The sequence below is a fragment of the Nocardioides sp. genome, from assembly GCF_047602075.1.
Classification (GTDB): Bacteria; Actinomycetota; Actinomycetes; order Propionibacteriales; family Nocardioidaceae; genus Nocardioides.
Genome location: NZ_JASGIF010000001.1, coordinates 1,260,388 through 1,275,806, shown reverse-complemented (window position 1 = coordinate 1,275,806; position 15,419 = coordinate 1,260,388). Strand labels below are relative to the sequence as shown.

The 15,419-nt window shown below is 67.7% G+C and carries 23 protein-coding genes; 14 read left to right on the top strand and 9 right to left on the bottom strand.

Going from position 1 to position 15,419, the window contains the following annotated elements; genetic code table 11:
- The first annotated feature begins 45 nt into the window (after nt 1-45).
- Together QM714_RS06490 and QM714_RS06485 are read left to right on the top strand one after the other, a co-directional pair.
- A complete protein-coding gene (locus QM714_RS06490) occupies nt 46-366 on the top strand; it encodes an antibiotic biosynthesis monooxygenase family protein (RefSeq protein ID WP_415098724.1) in 321 nt (106 codons plus the stop codon).
- 59 nt (nt 367-425) lie between these two features.
- On the top strand, nt 426-1,826 hold the full coding sequence (locus tag QM714_RS06485) for a glycine--tRNA ligase (RefSeq protein WP_415098722.1): 1,401 nt from the start codon (nt 426-428) through the stop codon (nt 1,824-1,826).
- Between the two features lie 26 nt (nt 1,827-1,852).
- Here the strand turns inward: QM714_RS06485 and QM714_RS06480 are convergent, their stop codons facing one another.
- Both QM714_RS06480 and QM714_RS06475 read right to left on the bottom strand, forming a co-directional pair.
- Complete coding sequence (locus tag QM714_RS06480; RefSeq protein WP_415098720.1) at nt 1,853-2,278, bottom strand: TA system VapC family ribonuclease toxin; 426 nt, start codon at nt 2,276-2,278, stop codon at nt 1,853-1,855.
- Entirely contained in the window at nt 2,275-2,523 is a 249-nt protein-coding gene (locus tag QM714_RS06475; RefSeq protein WP_415098718.1) for a hypothetical protein, read from the bottom strand. Before QM714_RS06475 ends, QM714_RS06480 begins: the two co-directional genes overlap by 4 nt.
- 99 nt (nt 2,524-2,622) lie before the next feature.
- Here QM714_RS06475 and dusB point away from each other — a divergent pair, with 99 nt between their 5' ends.
- The 10 genes from dusB to QM714_RS06425 all read left to right on the top strand — a co-directional run bounded on the left by dusB (nt 2,623) and on the right by QM714_RS06425 (nt 12,265).
- Nucleotides 2,623-3,774 (top strand): tRNA dihydrouridine synthase DusB, encoded by a 1,152-nt coding sequence (gene dusB, locus QM714_RS06470; protein ID WP_415098716.1) that lies wholly within the window; start codon nt 2,623-2,625, stop codon nt 3,772-3,774.
- A complete protein-coding gene (locus QM714_RS06465; protein ID WP_415098714.1) occupies nt 3,767-4,804 on the top strand; it encodes a TRM11 family SAM-dependent methyltransferase in 1,038 nt (345 codons plus the stop codon). Before dusB ends, QM714_RS06465 begins: the two co-directional genes overlap by 8 nt.
- Nucleotides 4,805-5,116: 312 nt before the next feature.
- Complete coding sequence (locus QM714_RS06460; protein WP_415098712.1) at nt 5,117-5,935, top strand: mucin-2 protein; 819 nt, start codon at nt 5,117-5,119, stop codon at nt 5,933-5,935.
- Between the two features lie 166 nt (nt 5,936-6,101).
- Nucleotides 6,102-7,226, top strand: coding sequence for a tyrosine-type recombinase/integrase (locus QM714_RS06455; RefSeq protein ID WP_415098710.1), 1,125 nt, complete (start codon nt 6,102-6,104; stop codon nt 7,224-7,226).
- Nucleotides 7,223-7,567 (top strand): helix-turn-helix domain-containing protein, encoded by a 345-nt coding sequence (locus tag QM714_RS06450; RefSeq protein WP_415098708.1) that lies wholly within the window; start codon nt 7,223-7,225, stop codon nt 7,565-7,567. The genes QM714_RS06455 and QM714_RS06450 overlap by 4 nt, the downstream gene beginning before the upstream one ends.
- A 151-nt stretch (nt 7,568-7,718) precedes the next feature.
- A complete protein-coding gene (locus QM714_RS06445) occupies nt 7,719-9,236 on the top strand; it encodes a hypothetical protein (RefSeq protein ID WP_415098706.1) in 1,518 nt (505 codons plus the stop codon).
- Between the two features lie 10 nt (nt 9,237-9,246).
- Nucleotides 9,247-9,747: a DUF2716 domain-containing protein gene (locus tag QM714_RS06440; RefSeq protein WP_415098704.1), complete on the top strand. Its 501-nt coding sequence runs from the start codon at nt 9,247-9,249 to the stop codon at nt 9,745-9,747.
- 65 nt (nt 9,748-9,812) lie between these two features.
- Entirely contained in the window at nt 9,813-11,339 is a 1,527-nt protein-coding gene (locus QM714_RS06435; RefSeq protein WP_415098701.1) for a HEAT repeat domain-containing protein, read from the top strand.
- Between the two features lie 261 nt (nt 11,340-11,600).
- Complete coding sequence (locus QM714_RS06430) at nt 11,601-11,840, top strand: CopG family transcriptional regulator (protein WP_415098699.1); 240 nt, start codon at nt 11,601-11,603, stop codon at nt 11,838-11,840.
- A complete protein-coding gene (locus QM714_RS06425) occupies nt 11,837-12,265 on the top strand; it encodes a TA system VapC family ribonuclease toxin (RefSeq protein WP_415098697.1) in 429 nt (142 codons plus the stop codon). The genes QM714_RS06430 and QM714_RS06425 overlap by 4 nt, the downstream gene beginning before the upstream one ends.
- Before the next feature lie 39 nt (nt 12,266-12,304).
- On the opposite strand, the gene QM714_RS06420 is transcribed toward QM714_RS06425, so the two are convergent.
- The 7 genes from QM714_RS06420 to QM714_RS06390 all read right to left on the bottom strand — a co-directional run bounded on the left by QM714_RS06420 (nt 12,305) and on the right by QM714_RS06390 (nt 14,638).
- Nucleotides 12,305-12,517, bottom strand: coding sequence for a type II toxin-antitoxin system VapB family antitoxin (locus QM714_RS06420; RefSeq protein ID WP_415098695.1), 213 nt, complete (start codon nt 12,515-12,517; stop codon nt 12,305-12,307).
- 105 nt (nt 12,518-12,622) lie between these two features.
- Nucleotides 12,623-12,979: a DUF5615 family PIN-like protein gene (locus QM714_RS06415; protein WP_415098693.1), complete on the bottom strand. Its 357-nt coding sequence runs from the start codon at nt 12,977-12,979 to the stop codon at nt 12,623-12,625.
- Nucleotides 12,976-13,398 carry a hypothetical protein gene (locus tag QM714_RS06410; protein ID WP_415098691.1) on the bottom strand — a complete coding sequence of 141 codons (423 nt, stop codon included), beginning with the start codon at nt 13,396-13,398 and terminating at the stop codon, nt 12,976-12,978. The genes QM714_RS06415 and QM714_RS06410 overlap by 4 nt, the downstream gene beginning before the upstream one ends.
- 2 nt (nt 13,399-13,400) lie before the next feature.
- The gene (locus tag QM714_RS06405) at nt 13,401-13,625 is read right to left on the bottom strand and encodes a PASTA domain-containing protein (RefSeq protein WP_415098689.1); all 225 of its coding nucleotides are present in this window, start codon (nt 13,623-13,625) and stop codon (nt 13,401-13,403) included.
- The gene (locus QM714_RS06400) at nt 13,585-13,956 is read right to left on the bottom strand and encodes a hypothetical protein (protein ID WP_415098687.1); all 372 of its coding nucleotides are present in this window, start codon (nt 13,954-13,956) and stop codon (nt 13,585-13,587) included. The genes QM714_RS06405 and QM714_RS06400 overlap by 41 nt, the downstream gene beginning before the upstream one ends.
- On the bottom strand, nt 13,953-14,177 hold the full coding sequence (locus QM714_RS06395) for an RNA polymerase sigma factor (protein WP_415098685.1): 225 nt from the start codon (nt 14,175-14,177) through the stop codon (nt 13,953-13,955). Before QM714_RS06395 ends, QM714_RS06400 begins: the two co-directional genes overlap by 4 nt.
- A gap of 185 nt (nt 14,178-14,362) precedes the next feature.
- Complete coding sequence (locus QM714_RS06390; protein ID WP_415098683.1) at nt 14,363-14,638, bottom strand: hypothetical protein; 276 nt, start codon at nt 14,636-14,638, stop codon at nt 14,363-14,365.
- Between the two features lie 89 nt (nt 14,639-14,727).
- On the opposite strand from QM714_RS06390, the gene QM714_RS06385 reads away from it, so the two are divergent.
- The gene (locus QM714_RS06385) at nt 14,728-14,958 is read left to right on the top strand and encodes a FitA-like ribbon-helix-helix domain-containing protein (protein ID WP_415098681.1); all 231 of its coding nucleotides are present in this window, start codon (nt 14,728-14,730) and stop codon (nt 14,956-14,958) included.
- A complete protein-coding gene (locus tag QM714_RS06380; RefSeq protein ID WP_415098679.1) occupies nt 14,942-15,397 on the top strand; it encodes a type II toxin-antitoxin system VapC family toxin in 456 nt (151 codons plus the stop codon). The genes QM714_RS06385 and QM714_RS06380 overlap by 17 nt, the downstream gene beginning before the upstream one ends.
- Nucleotides 15,398-15,419 lie beyond the last annotated feature (22 nt).

Sequence of the window (15,419 nt, the reverse complement as noted above, 5' to 3'; positions counted from 1 at the left end):
ATCTCCAAATCGGCCCGGCTCTTCCCCTGGGGTAGCGTGCCGAGCATGTTGGTGGTCACCCGATTCCGGGTCGCCGAGTCGGAGGGGGAGCGGTTCCGCGCCGAGGTCGACCAGGCGCTGAGGGCGTTGGCTGAGCGGCCCGGGTACGTCGACGGCATGCTCGGTCACAATGTCGACGACCCCGGCCTATGGGTGCTGACGACGCGTTGGGAGTCGGTGGGGAGCTATCGCCGCGCGCTGTCGTCGTACGACGTCAAGGTGGCGGCTGTCCCGCTTCTGAGCCGAGCGCTCGACGAGCCCAGCGCCTACCAGATCGTCGACCCGCGGACCGACCTCAACGTCGCGTTGCCCCGATCGTTAGGCTGACCCTTCGATCGCAGCAGATCCAGCCCAGCAGACCCGCAGAACCTCAAAGGACCTTCGTCGTGGCCAAGAAGCCCCCGTCCGCCCTCGACAGTGTCGTCTCCTTGGCCAAGCGCCGAGGACTCGTCTACCCGTGCGGCGAGATCTACGGCGGCACCCGCTCGGCGTGGGACTACGGCCCGCTCGGTGTGGAGCTGAAGGAGAACATCAAGCGCCAGTGGTGGCGCTCGATGGTCACCGGTCGAGACGACGTGGTCGGCCTCGACTCGAGCGTGATCCTCCCGACCAAGACCTGGGAGGCCAGCGGCCACCTGGCGACGTTCTCCGACCCGCTGACCGAGTGCCAGTCCTGCCACAAGCGCTTTCGCGAGGACCACCTCCAAGAGGACTACGCGAACAAGAAGGGCATCGCCGACCCCGACACGGTCGACATCAACGAGTCGGTGCCCTGCCCCAACTGCGGCACCCGTGGCGCGTGGACCGAGCCGCGCGCCTTCAACATGATGCTGAAGACCTACCTGGGCGTCATCGAGGACGCGTCGGGGCTGCACTACCTGCGCCCGGAGACCGCGCAGGGCATCTTCCTGAACTTCGCCAACGTGGTGACCTCGAGCCGCAAGAAGCCGCCGTTCGGCATCGCCCAGACCGGCAAGAGCTTCCGCAACGAGATCACGCCCGGCAACTTCATCTTCCGGACCCGGGAGTTCGAGCAGATGGAGATGGAGTTCTTCGTCAAGCCGGGTGAGGACGAGGAGTGGCACCAGTACTGGATCGACGAACGCACCCGGTGGTACGTCGACCTCGGCATCGACCCCGCGAACCTGCGCCACTACGAGCACCCCCAAGAGAAGCTCAGTCACTATGCCAAGCGCACGGTCGACATCGAATACCGCTTCGGCTTCTCCGGGCGCGACTTCGAGGAGCTCGAGGGCATCGCCAACCGGACGGACTTCGACCTGACCCAGCACAGCCGGTTCTCCGGTCAGGACCTGTCCTACTACGACCAGGCCGCCGACGAGCGCTACATGCCGTATGTCGTCGAGCCCGCGGCGGGGTTGACCCGGTCGCTGATGGCGTTCCTGATCGACTCCTACGACGAGGACGAAGCGCCCAACACCAGGGGCGGCGTGGACAAGCGCACCGTACTCAGGCTCGACCACCGGCTCGCCCCGGTGAAGGTGGCCGTGCTGCCGCTGTCTCGCAACGCCGACCTCTCGCCGAAGGCGCGCGACCTGGCCGCCGAGCTGCGGCGCAACTGGAACGTCGAGTTCGACGACTCCGGGGCCATCGGCCGCCGCTATCGGCGGCAGGACGAGATCGGCACGCCCTACTGCGTGACGGTCGACTTCGAGACGCTCGAGGATGACGCGGTCACCGTGCGGGAGCGGGACTCGATGGCGCAGGAGCGGATCTCGCTGGCCGGCATCTCGGCGTACTTCGCCGAGCGGCTCCTCGGCTCCTGAGACCATCGAGCAGAGGGGCCCGCGGGTCAGGCCGGCCGCTCCCAACGCACCCCGAGGAAGCGACCGAAGTCGCTGTCGAAGCTGACCACCGTCGCCTTGTGCTCTCGCGCCAGAGCGGCGAGGTGCGCGTCGTTGGCGAGGTTGCCCGCGGCACCGGCGGCCGCGAGCAGTTCACGGACGAGCGTGGCGTGACCCGGGCCGGGATGCAGAACTTGCGCGGTCCGGGCACCGAGCCAGCCGTCGACGATGTCCATCGCTGTGGTGACGGTGGCCGGCGCGGCAGAGAGCGAGGGATGGGTCGAGAGCCGGATGAAGCCGACGAGCACCAGCCAGGCGAAGCCAACCGGCGCGCCGCCGGTCAGGGCGCGATCCAGCCAGCCGCGCGCGGCGCGATGATGAATCGACGTCTCATCGACGGCGTAGAGCAGCACATTGAGATCGACGATCTTCATTGCCCGGCTCGCATTTGGGCGAGGATCTCCTCGTTCTCCAGTTCCGCCGCGACCTGATTGGCCTTGGTGAGGTCGATGGTGAATCCGATGGGGGCCGTCGGCGTCTGGAAGATGTAGTCCGGTCGAGCGTGCGCGCCGTCGCGAATGCTGTCGTTGAGCGCCTGCTTGAAGGAGAGCCCCTTCGTCTTCATCCGCTCACGGACGATCTGCTCCGTGTCGGGATCGAGCGTCACAGTGGTACGCATAGTGACAGCATAGCATCAAGAGTGATGCTGTGCTGTCATCCTGCTACGGAACGCTCCACTGGTTTGGAGCCGGCGCCTGCGAAGCCGGACAATCGAGCCATGTCCGCCCTGCCCACCGCTCTGAGCCTCGGCTCGCTGCGCGTGCCGACGCCGGTGGTGCTGGCGCCGATGGCGGGGATCACCAATGCCGCCTATCGACGGCTCTGTGCCGAGCAGGGTGCTGGTCTCTACGTGTGCGAGATGATCACCTCGCGCGGCTTGGTGGAGGGTGACGCCACGACGCGGCGGATGCTGGTCTTCGACCCGGCCGAGGAGATCCGGTCGGTCCAGCTCTACGGCACTGATCCGGCCTACGTCGGCAAGGCCGCCGAGATCCTCTGCGCGGAGTACGGCGTCCGCCACATCGACTTGAACTTCGGCTGCCCGGTCCCGAAGGTGACCCGCAAGGGCGGTGGCGGCGCGCTGCCTTGGAAGCGCGGCCTGCTGGCCGAGATTCTGACGGCCGCGGTCGGCGCGGCGACGCCGTACGACGTGCCGGTGACGATCAAGACCCGCAAGGGACTCGACGAGGACCACCTGACCTATCTCGACGCCGGCCGGATCGCCCAGGAGACCGGTTGTGCGGCGATCGCCCTGCATGGGCGGACCGTGGACCAGGCCTACTCGGGCGTGGCCGACTGGGACGCCATCGCCCGGCTGGTCGAGCACGTGGACATCCCGGTGCTCGGCAACGGCGACATCTGGGAGGCCGCCGATGCGCTCCGGATGGTCGAGCAGACCGGCGCCGCGGGAGTCGTGGTCGGGCGCGGTTGCCTGGGCCGGCCGTGGCTTTTCCGGGATCTGGCCGCGGCCTTTTCCGGCCAGGCCTCGCCGGACCAACGAACCACTCTGCCCACCCTCGGTGAGGTGCGAGCGATGATGCGCCGGCATGCCGAGCTGCTCAGTGAGCACATGGGCGAGGAGCGCGGCTGCACCGAGTTCCGCAAGCACGTGTCGTGGTATCTCAAGGGGTTCCGTGCCGGCGGCCAACTGCGTCATGAGCTCGCCCTGGTCGACTCGCTCGCAGCGCTGGACGATCTGCTCGACGAGCTCGACCCCGACGAGCCCTTCCCCGTTGGCGAGCTCGGCGCACCACGGGGCAGGCAGGGCTCCCCACGGCGTCATGTCGTGTTGCCGGAGGGCTGGCTCGACGACACCGACGGGCGCGACCGACACGTCCGCGAAGACGCCAGCGAGACCACCGGTGGCTAGCTCGCTCGCCCTGCTGCTGCACCCGTCGGCCAATCGCGTCTACGCCGAGGCGTCGGTGGCGCTGACGGTGGCCGAGCTCACCATCCTCGGCGAGCGCGTGCTCGGGGGACGGCTCGCCGAGCCGAGGCCCGAGGTCATCGCCGGGGTGCCCTATCTCGTCTTCGAGGTCGAGGACCTCACCGACCAGGACCTGCGTCACCTGGCCAACGTGTCGACGACGTACGCCCTCTTCGAGCGGGAAGGAGACCTGCTCCGGCCGCTGGCCCTGACCCCGCTCGACCGGCACGACGACGACCTGCTGAGCACGTTGAAGTACTCCGGCAAGACCAACGAGACCTTCACCAAGCTCCTGCTCAACGTGACCGTGCTGGCCTCGTCGACGGCCGATCGGATGCTCGAAGACCGGCTCCGGGTGCTCGACCCGCTCTGCGGCCGCGGCACCACCCTCAACCAGGCGCTGATGTATGGCTGGGACGCGGCCGGCGTCGACGTCGACGGCAAGGACTTCGACGCCTACGTGGCCTTCTTGCGCTACTGGCTCGAACACAAGCGGCTCAAACACACCCTCGCCAAGCACCCGGTGCGGCACCAGGGGAAGCCACGCGCCACTCGTCTGGAGGCGACCTTCGCCCGCGATAAGGCGGCTCTCCGCTCCGGTGCTGCGCAGCGGGTGGAGGTCGTCCACGCCGACACGCTCCGGGCGGGCGAGTTCTTCCGGCCGCGCTCCTTCGACGTGGTCGTCGCGGACGCGCCGTACGGCGTCCAGCACGGCAGTCGCTCGACCTCCGGTGGACTGGCGCGGCGCCCCCTCGACCTGGTCGCCGAGGCGCTGCCGGTGTGGATCCCGCTGTTGCGACGCGGGGGAGCGTTAGGGATCGCCTGGAACACCAAGGTGGCCTCTCGAGACAGCCTCGCCGATCTCCTCCGTGATGCCGGCCTGGAGGTCGTCGACACTCCTGGCTATCTGGATCTCGAGCACCGGGTCGACCAGGCGATCGTGCGCGACGTGATGGTGGCCCGCCGCCCCTGACCCGCGAGGTGCCAGCCGGGGTTGCGCGAGGTGCCAGCCGGGGTTGCGCGAGGTGCCAGGCGGGGTTGCGCGAGGTGCCAGCCGGGGCGGCGTACCGCCTCGCCCATCCATAGAGGGATTCGCGACCTGGTCTGGACCTGTGGTTGACTACATGGCCGTATCCGTTTCGTTATCAAACGCGCCGGATGCACCACCCCCGTTGTCAGCCGAAAGCAAGGACCCAGCGCAGTGGCACAAGGCCGCCACAAGCGGGAGACCACCGCTCGCCGTTTTCCTAGGGCAGTCGTCGTCGGCGTGCCCACCGCCGCCCTCGTGACCGCGGCGACCGTAGCGACCGGCGTCGCCTTGCACACGCCTGACAAGGACGGCGGTCTCGTCGCTAGCAGCGCCCTGCAGGACCTGTCGTCCGCCATCCAGCGGCCCGACCAGGTGTCCCGCTCCAGCACGAGGATGGACCGGCAGACCCTCCAGGCGCTCGGCGACAAGCAGCAGGCCTACGACCGTGAGCTGGCTCAAGCCGAGCGGAAGCGCCTGCGGCAGATCGTGACCGCCGCGCTGGATCGCAACGTGCAGCGCTGGACGACCACCGATCTCGATCTCTGGACCGCCGCCGACAAGGACGCCGAGCAGTCGGGTGAGCTGACCGAGGGCAAGAAGGTCGTCGTCACCGGCCGCTCGGCCGAAGGCCGCGTCGAGATCGTCCTCGACGGCAAGGCGCTGTGGGTGACGGCTGGCTACCTGACCGACGAGAAGCCGATCGCCGCGGCGGCGGGCCTGTCGATGGAGCCGTGCCCGGATCCGTCGGTGGAGAATGGGCTGACGGATGGTGCGGTCTACGTCTACCGCTCGGTGTGTCACGCGTTCCCGCAGATCACGTCGTACGGCGGCTGGGACAACCACGGCGAACACGCCTCCGGTCGCGCCCTCGACATCATGACCAGCGACGTGGAGCTCGGCAACGCGATCGCCGAGTTCCTCCAGAGCCACGCCGCCGAGCTGCACCTCTACGACATTCTCTGGCGCCAGCACATCTGGACCCCCGAGCGCGCCTCCGAAGGCTGGCGGGCGATGTCTAGCCGGGGCTCCGCCACCGCCAACCACTACGACCACGTGCACGTCGCGGTCTACTGAAACCAGCCTTTATTACATTAGATGTAAGGGGTTGGTGCGTGTCCTGAGCGTGCCAAGGGATAGCGTACGACGGCTCCCGCCGGGGTCTCTGGCTCGCTGACCTGCACGAACGCGACCGTGATTACATCAGATGTACGGATCCTACATTTGATGTAAGACTGTCTGTGTGGACGACCGCGACGAAGACGCACCCGTGGCGGTGTCGCTGCTGCGGTCGGGCAAGGTCGCGCTGCTACATCCAGCTGAGCAGGTCTTCGAGGACATGCTGGCGGGATGGTCTGGCCAGCAGTCCTCCCGTCTGCTCTCGACGAAGACGATCCGGGCTCGGGAGCGACACATTCGGCGGTTCGCGGAGTTCTGCGGCTCGTACCCGTGGGACTGGACGCCGGGCGACGTCGAGGAGTGGACCACTCAACTGTTGTCAGGGCCACGACCGTTGGCGCCGTCGTCCATCCGTGGCTACCAGAACGCGGTCGAGCTGTTCTGCACCTACCTGACCGACCGGCGCTACGACTGGGGCGAGCAGTGCATGGAGCTGTTCGGCACGCATCCGGTCCAGGTCTGCCACGAGTGGAACACCGCGATCCACGTCAGCGATCACGAAGCCAACCCCGCCGTCCGGCCGCTGACCCGGGCGGAGTTGCAGCAGTTCTTCGACTACGCCGACTACCGCGTCGAGCGCGCCCGCGCTCGTCACCGCAAGGGCTGGAAGTCAGTGTTCCGCGACGCGACCTTGTTCAAGATGATCTACGCCTTCGGGCTGCGTCGACGTGAGGTTGCGATGCTCGACCTGCACGACTTCACCCGCAACCCCGACGCCGCCGAGTTCGGCAGGTACGGGGTCTGCAACGTGCGCTGGGCCAAGGCCACCCGTGGCTCTCAGCCACGACGTCGAGCGGTGCTCGCGGTCTTCGACTGGACCCGCCCCGTGCTGGAGGAGTACGTCACCGACGTCCTGCCGATGTTCGACATGGCCGACCGCGCGATGCTGTGGCCGACCGAGCGCCAGTCGCGAGTGACTGGTAACCACATCGGGCTGAAGTTCGCCGAGTACCGCGACGAACTCGGTCTGGACCGAGCCCTGCATCCGCACTGCCTGCGGCACTCCTACGTCACCCACCTGATCGAGGACGGCTTCGACCCGCTCTTCGTCCAGCAGCAGGTCGGCCACCGCTGGGGATCGACCACCGCGCTCTACACCGGCGTCTCGGGCGACTATCGCAACCGCGTCCTGCGCCGGGCCCTCGACCAAGCACTTCAAGCTCCAGCAGAGGAAGGACCAACCGCATGACCAAGACTGTGGCTTACCACTGGCACCTGCGGAAGGTGATGACCGACAACGACATCCACAGCACCACCAAGCTTGTCCCACTACTGGCGGACCGGGGCGTGGTGATGACCTCGACGCAGGTCTACCGGATCGTCACAGGCGAGCCCGAGCGGCTCAACATGCAGCTCCTGGCGGCGCTGTGCGACATCTTCGACTGCACCCCCAACGACCTGATCGAGCCCTACGTCGTCACCGCCTCGACCCGCGGCCGCAAGGCGGCCTCGGGCGACGCGAAGACGCCGGCCAAGTCGGGTGGTAGGGGCCGGCCAACGCGCGCCGTGATCAAGACCGCCAACGACTGACCCGATGGCAGACACCTGGGTCGAAGCCGCCTGCGTCGACTGCGGCCGAGTCAAGACGGTCCGCTGGAACAGCGAACTCAACCAAGGTCGATGTCGCGCCTGCCGAGCACGAGCCGCCCCCAAGGAGCCCTGCGGTGAGTGCGGACGCCCGATGCGCGTCAATGCCCGCCGCGCTGATGGGGCAGCTCTCTGTGTCACCTGCTACGCCCGCACGCGCAACGCCGACGACCGCTGCGACGGATGCGCGACCGTCGGACCGCTTGCCGCACGCGCCGGTGGCAAGGGTGGCCACACCCAGGACCTCTGCGCACGGTGCTACCGCAACCCCAGACGCCCCTGCGGCATCTGCGGCCGCACCCGACGTGTCGCGCTGAAAGCCACTGCCGACTCCCCGGACATCTGCCCCACCTGCTTCCAGGCACCAGTCGTCGAGTGCTCCGTCTGCGGGCAGCAGGCGCTGGGCAGACGCACGACGAAGAACGGACGACCGTGGTGCTTCGGTTGCCAGGCCACCGAACGCATAGACCAGCTCCTCGCCCCGACCGGCACGATGCCGCCACAACTCAAGCCCGTGCGGGACGCGTTGGCCAGCACCTACCGACCGCGCTCGATCCTGAGCAACTGGAACTCGACTGTCGCGCTCAATCTCTTCGCCCAGCTGATCAACGAGAACGACGACCTCACACACGAGGTCCTTGATGCCCAAGGCGACCGCTTCTCCGTCGGCTACCTCCGCGCGCTCCTCGTCGCCACCGGCGTCCTCCCCGAACGCGACGAACAGGCCGCCCGGCTCGACCGCTGGACGACCGCACTGCTGGCCAACGTCGAGGACCCCGACCAACGCAAGCTCCTGACCCGCTACGCCCGCTGGCACGTCATCGCCCGAGCACGACCCGACCGGCACGGCCAACTCCGCCCCACCGTCGCCGACAGGTGTCGCCAAGAGATCCGCACAGCCCAACGATTCCTCACCCACCTCGATGAGCGAGGCGTCAGCCTCGAATCCTGTCGGCAATACGACATCGACACCTGGCTCACAGAACGACACGGCATGAAGACCCGATTCCTGACCTGGCTCCAGGGCGACGGCGAACTCACGGGGCTGACGTTGCCCGTGGTCGCTCGGCCGGAGGGACCCGGCGACCGGATCGACCAAGACGAACAGTGGACGATCGTCCGCCGGATGCTCCACGACCCCACGACCGCCAGCATCGAGGACCGCGCCGCCGCATGTCTGGTCCTGCTCTACGCCCAACACGTCACGACCATCGCCGCCCTCACCGTCGACGACATCACCATCGCCAGCCACGGGATCTACCTCAAGCTTGGGCGCGAGCCGGTCCAACTCCTCCCAGCCGTTGCTGACCTGATCACCGCGCTGCCCATCGCCAAGCCCTTCGGCGCGGCACGCACCCTGGCCGACCCGAAGTGGCTGTTCCCCGGTAAGCGGGCCGGCCACCACCAGCACCCGACGTCGCTGATGGGCCGCCTCAACCGACTCGGGATCATCACACGCGCTGGCAGGAACACCGCGATGCTGCACCTTGCCGCGAGCGTCCCGCCTGCCGTGTTCGCCAGCCTCATCGGAATCGACGTCGCCACCGCAACCCGCTGGGCCGGACACGCGGGCGGCAACTGGACCGGCTATGCCGCCGAACGAAGCCGCTAACGTCGTGGACGTGGAGGAGGCGAGCGACGTGTGGCGCGAGGTCGACTACGACTCAGCGTGGACGCCCTTCAACGAACGCTTCGGGTTCGTCGCCAACTATTACGAACGCGATCGCCCCGCGGTTCAGCTCCCGCCCGACTCTCTCGTCATCGACCTGAGCCCGGTGTTCGAGCACAACGGGCCACGGTTCGCTGCCGGGGAAGCAGGGATCAACGCCGCCGCACTGCGTGCCTTCGTCTGGCTCGTCGAAGGCGATGAGCTCGTCGCCCTCGACTGGCAGCACCCCGCCTACCGCTACTCGCCAGGACGCCAGGCGCTCTCCGACGACATCCCAGCCATCCCTGTCTTCCCGAACGGCGACTACTACGCGCACATGACGCCCGACCTCCGCTGGGGCACCTTCGGTCACCCGTGGCAGCAGACACTCACCATCTGGGGCAACGACCTCATCGCCACTCTCGGCGCCGAACTCCTCACATGGCTCCCTCGCCACCCACAGAGCCCAACGTGACCGGCTGAACAAATCCGTAGGGGCTCCAAGCAGCGTCGCGAGAAGATGAACCCATGATGCCGTCGATGGAAGCCCGCGAGCTCGCCGTCAGCCTGGCATCAAAGGTCACCGACGGTGGCCCTGAAGACTGGCGCACCGGAGCCACCGAGCTTGAGTCACTCGACAGCCGCTCCTGGCTCCTCCTCGACCAAGCAGCACGCACCTTCACCTACGCCACGGGAACACCGGTCAGCGGCATTCGTGGCTGGCTCGGCTCCAACGCTGACGAGCAGACCGCGTTCGTCGCCACCATCACCAGCCTCCACGTCGACGGCCGCTTCCGGGAACGAGCAACGCAGATTCTGGCGACGAAGCGAACCGGCATAGCGATCGCGGCGCTCGCAGTACGCCTCCTCGACCACGTCCCACAGGTCCGCGCAGCCGCATGGACGAGCCTGAAACCGAACCTCGACGCCAACACCGCCCCCGTCGTGCTGGACATCATCCTGTCCGGCCGCGGTCGTCAGCACGCAGCCCTGACTCTCAGGCAGGTTGAGGAGGCGCTGACGGCCGACCTCGGTGCTGAAGGCGTCGTCCAAGCATTCCTCACGAGCAACAGACGAAATGTCCGCCGGTGGGCATTCGAGCTCGGTCACCGGGAGAGCCTGCTGACTGCCGACCAACTCGTTGGCGCCGCACGCAACGATCCTGACCAGTGGCTCCGCGCCACCTGTGCCGACTGGCTGATGTCGATCGGCGATTCAAGCCACATCGCGCAGCTGCTCGACGCCAACAGCGTTGACGGCCGTCTCGTCGCGCTCACCCGCTTGCCCGATGACCGACTCTCCGACGAACAGCTCCACACCCTCCTGACCGACCGCGCCCCCAGGGTCCGGGAGCAAGCTCGGTGGCGGGCACGCCGCCGCGGACTCGACATCATCGGTCACTACCGCGGCCAGCTCGCTGTTGCGTCCGCCGCACCACGCCTGCACGCAGCATGCCTCGACGGCATCGCGGTCCTCGGCGACGAATCAGATATGCCCACCTGCATCGAGCACCTCGGCCACCCCAACGCACGCATCCGCGCTGCCGCCGTCAACGCCATCCTCGGCCGTGCGACCAGCGACGAAGTCATCCCTCTCCTGGCCCCCGTGCTCCTCGACCCCAGCCCACGTGTGAGCTCAACCGCTGCCCGCGCTCTCGCCCGACTGAGTGCCCCGCCATCACTCGCCGACGAAGCGTGGACGTCCGAGCGGCCAGCGACAAGACGAGCTGCCTGGCGACTCACACGAGCCGGTGGTGGATGGCACCGCGTCGAAGCAGACCTTCGCGCGGCAGGCGACCCAGACGCGCACCTGGCTTCACTCGGTCAAGCAGGCATCTCGAACTGGCTCGCCGTCAGCGCCGCCACCACCTGGGACCGCCTCCCCGACGAACAGCGAAGCCGACTCGCTGACCTCCTCGACACAGCGGACATCAACCCCGAGCAAGCCCGGATCGTCGCGTTCCACGCTGGTATCAAACGGTCGTCGAACAGTCCCGACCACGCAGTGGGGTCGGCTCCTCAGGCCACGGGTCGCCGGCGCTGGCTACGCGCGATCCGCCGCCGCTGACACCCGAGGTGCCGTCCAGCGCACCTACACGTCGTGAAGGCATTCACGCAGTTCGGATATCAACCGTCGCCGGTAAACACTGTTCGAGGTCTGGCGAACGGCGCCTTGCAGGGCTGGCGAACGGCGGCTTGTCCGGCACGGCACGATGCCCGCTCAGGCTCGCGACAGCTGAGCGGTTTCCGCTGCGCTGCTCCGTGAGCTGGACCATCGTGTCGAACCAGAGGTGCATAGAAGGTGCATCAGTGATGCTACGCTGGCGGCATGCGGACGACGGTGCGTCTTGATCCTGAAGTGGCAGCGGCGGCTGAGCAACTGCGCCGAGAACGTCATATCGGGCTCGGTGAGGCCGTCAACGAACTCGCTCGCGCAGGCCTGGCGCGGCGCGAGGAGACCGCGCAGTTTCGGCAGCGGACGGCGAGCGTGGGTCTGAAGATGGACGTCACCAACATTGCCGAAACACTGGAGTTGCTCGATCAGTATGACGCGGAGCACGCCCGTTGATTGTCGATGCCAACGTCCTGCTCTACGCGGTCGACGACCAGTCACCCTTTCATGAGAGCGCGCGGACCTGGATGGACTCCGCGTTGAACGGCGTCGAAAGAGTCGGGCTTCCATGGGCGTCGTTGATGGCGTTCCAGCGCATCATTACCCACCCGCGCGCGACAGCGACCCCGCTGACCGCCAAGGATGCCTGGGGCTATGTCACCGATTGGCTCGACGCAGAGCGGGCGTGGATTCCATCGCCGGGCGCGCGCCATCGCGAAATCCTCGGCAGGCTCCTTGTCAGTGATGATCTGCGAGGGAATCTGGTCACCGACGCCCATCTGGCCGCGCTCGCGCTGGAGCACGGGACGGGCATCTGCTCCTTCGACAGCGACTTCGCCCGCTTCCCCGACCTGCGCTGGCTGAACCCACGCCGGGCGTGAGGCCACTCGCCTGGTTCCACGCCGAGGTGTCAGCGAGGGTCACGCGACCTCTGGCGGCGGCGCACCTGTCGGGATCTCATCGATTGCCTGCGCACCCTCCATGGCGAGTGCCTCCGCCCTCGACATCGGCTGACCCGCGAGGCTCCTCAGCGCGAGGTCGACGGCCTCGGTCTTCGTCGAGATGGCGTAGCGGCTCATGATCGCATCGAGGTAGTCGTTCTCGATCTCGATATTGGTCCTCGACCGCCCCATGCACGTAGTTTTGCACCAACCATGGGCCATGGCGACCGAGCTGTCTGTGACGCCGAGGTCAGGTCGCCCAGTTGAACCCATCCAGAGCCGGTCGAGGAAAGACGGTCACAGCCACCATTCGACTGGTTGGCCGCCGAGCCCCTCGGGCGGGTCGGCGAGCAGGGCAACGAGAGCTTCCGCCAAGCGGGTCATCCCGGCTCGGGTGCGGGGATAGGCGGTCGCCCGCACGAAGACCACGCCCAGGTGAGTGGGCACTTCCGCGATCGCGACCGGAAAGGTGCGGACGTCTTCGGTGACCACGACTCTGCCCTCGGCCGTGGCGGCCCGCAGGACCTCGGTGTCGTCAGCTCCGACGAGGTGGGCACGGTCACGGGTCAGGCCGACAGCATCGATGCCCCGGGCCGAGACCTGATCGACAACCCAGAACGGATAGTGCTCATCGAAGAGCAACGCGACCGTCACACGATGCCCAGGGACCGTCGGCGCTCCCATGAGGCATAGGCAGTCTGGGTCGCCTCTTCTTGCAGCGCGATGGCGCGGTCGATCTCATCGGGGTAGTCGGCCCAATAGGCCAATGCCGCCGACACCTCGATCGGGTCGAGCCCGGTCGCATCGGCAACGCTTGCGACAGTTCGCTCGTCGGCGTCATGGGCGAGCCATGACTCCACGACCACGCGCACGTCCATCCTGCCGCCGACGCGCGGGACGCGCTCGCCAAGGTTGTTGGCCGTGAAGGTGACCCGTGGGTGGTCTTGCATCCGCAACCACTCGTCGACCGCGACGAGGACCACGTTGGACTTCGGACGGCCTGATTGGCGTGCGCGTGACGACACCCGGCGGTCTAGGTCAGCAGGGAAGCGCACCGGCACGGGAGAGCTCATGTCTACAGTGTAGACATCGATGCCCGGGGCTCGGCGGTCTCGGTCATGGTGACGACCTGGCCCGGCTCGACCATCGTTCCCGGCTCCGGGCTCACTCCGAGCACCCAGCCGGGCTTGGATCCGGGCCGGAGCTTGGTGCGCACCTCGACCTGGAGCCCTGCGGCCTCGAGCTCGGTGCGGTAGTGCTCACCCGCGTCGTCGTCCTGGTGATCCGGTCGCCGTGCCACAGCGGAGCGCGTTCGTGGCCCAGTCCTCCGGCACGGCGATCGCGGGGTGGCCGATGCCGACCAGGCGCGTCCCTGCCGGGATCGGGGTCGCGCTCTGGGTGGCAACAGGCTTGTCGACCTTGTTCAAGGACGGCCTCGCGATGTGGGTGGACACGAGAGCGGTGCCTGCGATGACCACGGCCACCGCCGCCGAGGACACCGCCGCACGCCTCGCCCTCCGGCGCCGACGCAGGTGGTCGGCGCCGGCCACCATCTCCGGCAGTGGGGGAGTCCCGATCGGGATGCGCTCCGCGGAGCGCTCCAGCAGGTCGGCAAGGTCGTGGTCGGTCATCGTGCGCCTCGCAGGTCGGAGAGGTCGGGGTCGTCGGCGAGCAGCTTCAGCGCCCGGGACAGGCGGGACTTCACCGTGCCGGGCGCGATCCCGAGCACGGCCGCCATCTGCTGCTCGGTCAGGTGGGCGTAGTAGCGCGCAGCACGACTGCAGTTCGATGCTCCGGGGTCAGCCGTCGCAGTGAGCGGGCGATCGCGTCGGCGTCGTCGTGGCGTCGTCATGCCCCAGGTCTGGGACGTCGGCCACCGGGCGCTCCCTGGTCCACCAAGCGAGCCCAGCGCGCGGCGACGTACTCGCTGAACTCGGCGTTGCCGCCGTCCTCGTCCACGCCACCATCCTCAGCCTTGGTGCAGCCCTGTGGTCATCAGACGCTGCAGGGTGCGGCTGAGGTTCCGCATATGGCCGCCTAGCGCCGCCGTACGACAAGGGAGCCGTCCTCGGTCGCCGCAAGCCGCCACGTCTTCGTGTCGATAGCGGTGCCCGCGACGGTCGAGTAGGGCTCGACCCGCAGCTCGAATCCTTCGCCCGACCGGGTCAGCACCGCTTCGGCCGTGGAATGGTCCCGGAACAAGACGATGACGTCGGCCGACTCGCTCGGCAGTGCCGAGGTCTCGGGGACGGTGAGGCGAGCGCCGGGATACAGGTGCGTGTGGTCGGCGGTGAGGGCGAGGACTTCCTCCATCGGGAGAGGCTATCTCTCACGACGCGGCCGACGCGGGTGGTTGTCACAGCGGGAACTTGATGCTAGCACGAGGTGCTAGCATCAATGCTATGGCTGCTCTCCACATCAGGGACGTTCCGGAGGAGACGGTGGCTGCTCTCAAGCGGCGCGCTGCTCGGCGCGGTCACTCGGTGCAGCAGGAGTTGCGAGAGGCGCTCGAGAGGTTGGCGGCAGAGCCGGTTCCTGGCGGACGCGCACGCCGACTGAGTCTGCGGACGGTGGCAACTGGCCACGTCGGATCATTTGATCGCGGCAGTTTCTACGATGACGACGAGCGCTGATCCGAACGAGTTCGTCGTCGTCGACACCAACGTGTTGCTCGCTGCGACCGACCGGAGTCGCGCGGCCCACGACGCGGCGACCGGATTCCTCAACAACGACGGGCGCCGCCTGGCGTTGACTCCGCAGATCATCAGGGAGTACGTCGCGGTGACCACGCGACCCGTCGAGGCCAGCGGGTTCGGTCTCCCGGGCAAGGACGCCGTGGCGAACGTGCAGCAGTTCCTCGACGACATGGTGCTCCTGCCGGAGAACATCTCCACGACACGGCGCCTCCTGGCTCTCGTCGGCGAACGCGCCGTGACGGGCAAGCAGATCCATGATGCGAACGTCGTCGCAGTGGCCCTGACCCGTCAAGCCAGCACCATCGTGACCGACAACACGCGACACTTCTCCCGGTTCGCGGACCTCATCGATATCGAGAGCCTTCACTCTGGTTGAGGCATCCGAACGCTCGCGCCGC

What these genes read in the sequence shown, in the direction of transcription:
- QM714_RS06450 (WP_415098708.1), top strand. Translation starts at nt 7,223, where the DNA reads ATGACCAAGACTGTGGCTTACCACTGGCACCTGCGGAAGGTGATGACC.
- QM714_RS06475 (WP_415098718.1), bottom strand. Translation starts at nt 2,523, where the DNA reads ATGCGTACCACTGTGACGCTCGATCCCGACACGGAGCAGATCGTCCGT.
- dusB (WP_415098716.1), top strand. Translation starts at nt 2,623, where the DNA reads ATGTCCGCCCTGCCCACCGCTCTGAGCCTCGGCTCGCTGCGCGTGCCG.
- QM714_RS06430 (WP_415098699.1), top strand. Translation starts at nt 11,601, where the DNA reads ATGCGGACGACGGTGCGTCTTGATCCTGAAGTGGCAGCGGCGGCTGAG.
- QM714_RS06400 (WP_415098687.1), bottom strand. Translation starts at nt 13,956, where the DNA reads ATGACCGACCACGACCTTGCCGACCTGCTGGAGCGCTCCGCGGAGCGC.
- QM714_RS06380 (WP_415098679.1), top strand. Translation starts at nt 14,942, where the DNA reads ATGACGACGAGCGCTGATCCGAACGAGTTCGTCGTCGTCGACACCAAC.
- QM714_RS06395 (WP_415098685.1), bottom strand. Translation starts at nt 14,177, where the DNA reads ATGACGACGCCACGACGACGCCGACGCGATCGCCCGCTCACTGCGACG.
- QM714_RS06390 (WP_415098683.1), bottom strand. Translation starts at nt 14,638, where the DNA reads ATGGAGGAAGTCCTCGCCCTCACCGCCGACCACACGCACCTGTATCCC.
- QM714_RS06435 (WP_415098701.1), top strand. Translation starts at nt 9,813, where the DNA reads ATGGAAGCCCGCGAGCTCGCCGTCAGCCTGGCATCAAAGGTCACCGAC.
- QM714_RS06420 (WP_415098695.1), bottom strand. Translation starts at nt 12,517, where the DNA reads ATGGGGCGGTCGAGGACCAATATCGAGATCGAGAACGACTACCTCGAT.
- QM714_RS06445 (WP_415098706.1), top strand. Translation starts at nt 7,719, where the DNA reads ATGCGCGTCAATGCCCGCCGCGCTGATGGGGCAGCTCTCTGTGTCACC.
- QM714_RS06480 (WP_415098720.1), bottom strand. Translation starts at nt 2,278, where the DNA reads ATGAAGATCGTCGATCTCAATGTGCTGCTCTACGCCGTCGATGAGACG.
- QM714_RS06385 (WP_415098681.1), top strand. Translation starts at nt 14,728, where the DNA reads ATGGCTGCTCTCCACATCAGGGACGTTCCGGAGGAGACGGTGGCTGCT.
- QM714_RS06490 (WP_415098724.1), top strand. Translation starts at nt 46, where the DNA reads ATGTTGGTGGTCACCCGATTCCGGGTCGCCGAGTCGGAGGGGGAGCGG.
- QM714_RS06410 (WP_415098691.1), bottom strand. Translation starts at nt 13,398, where the DNA reads ATGAGCTCTCCCGTGCCGGTGCGCTTCCCTGCTGACCTAGACCGCCGG.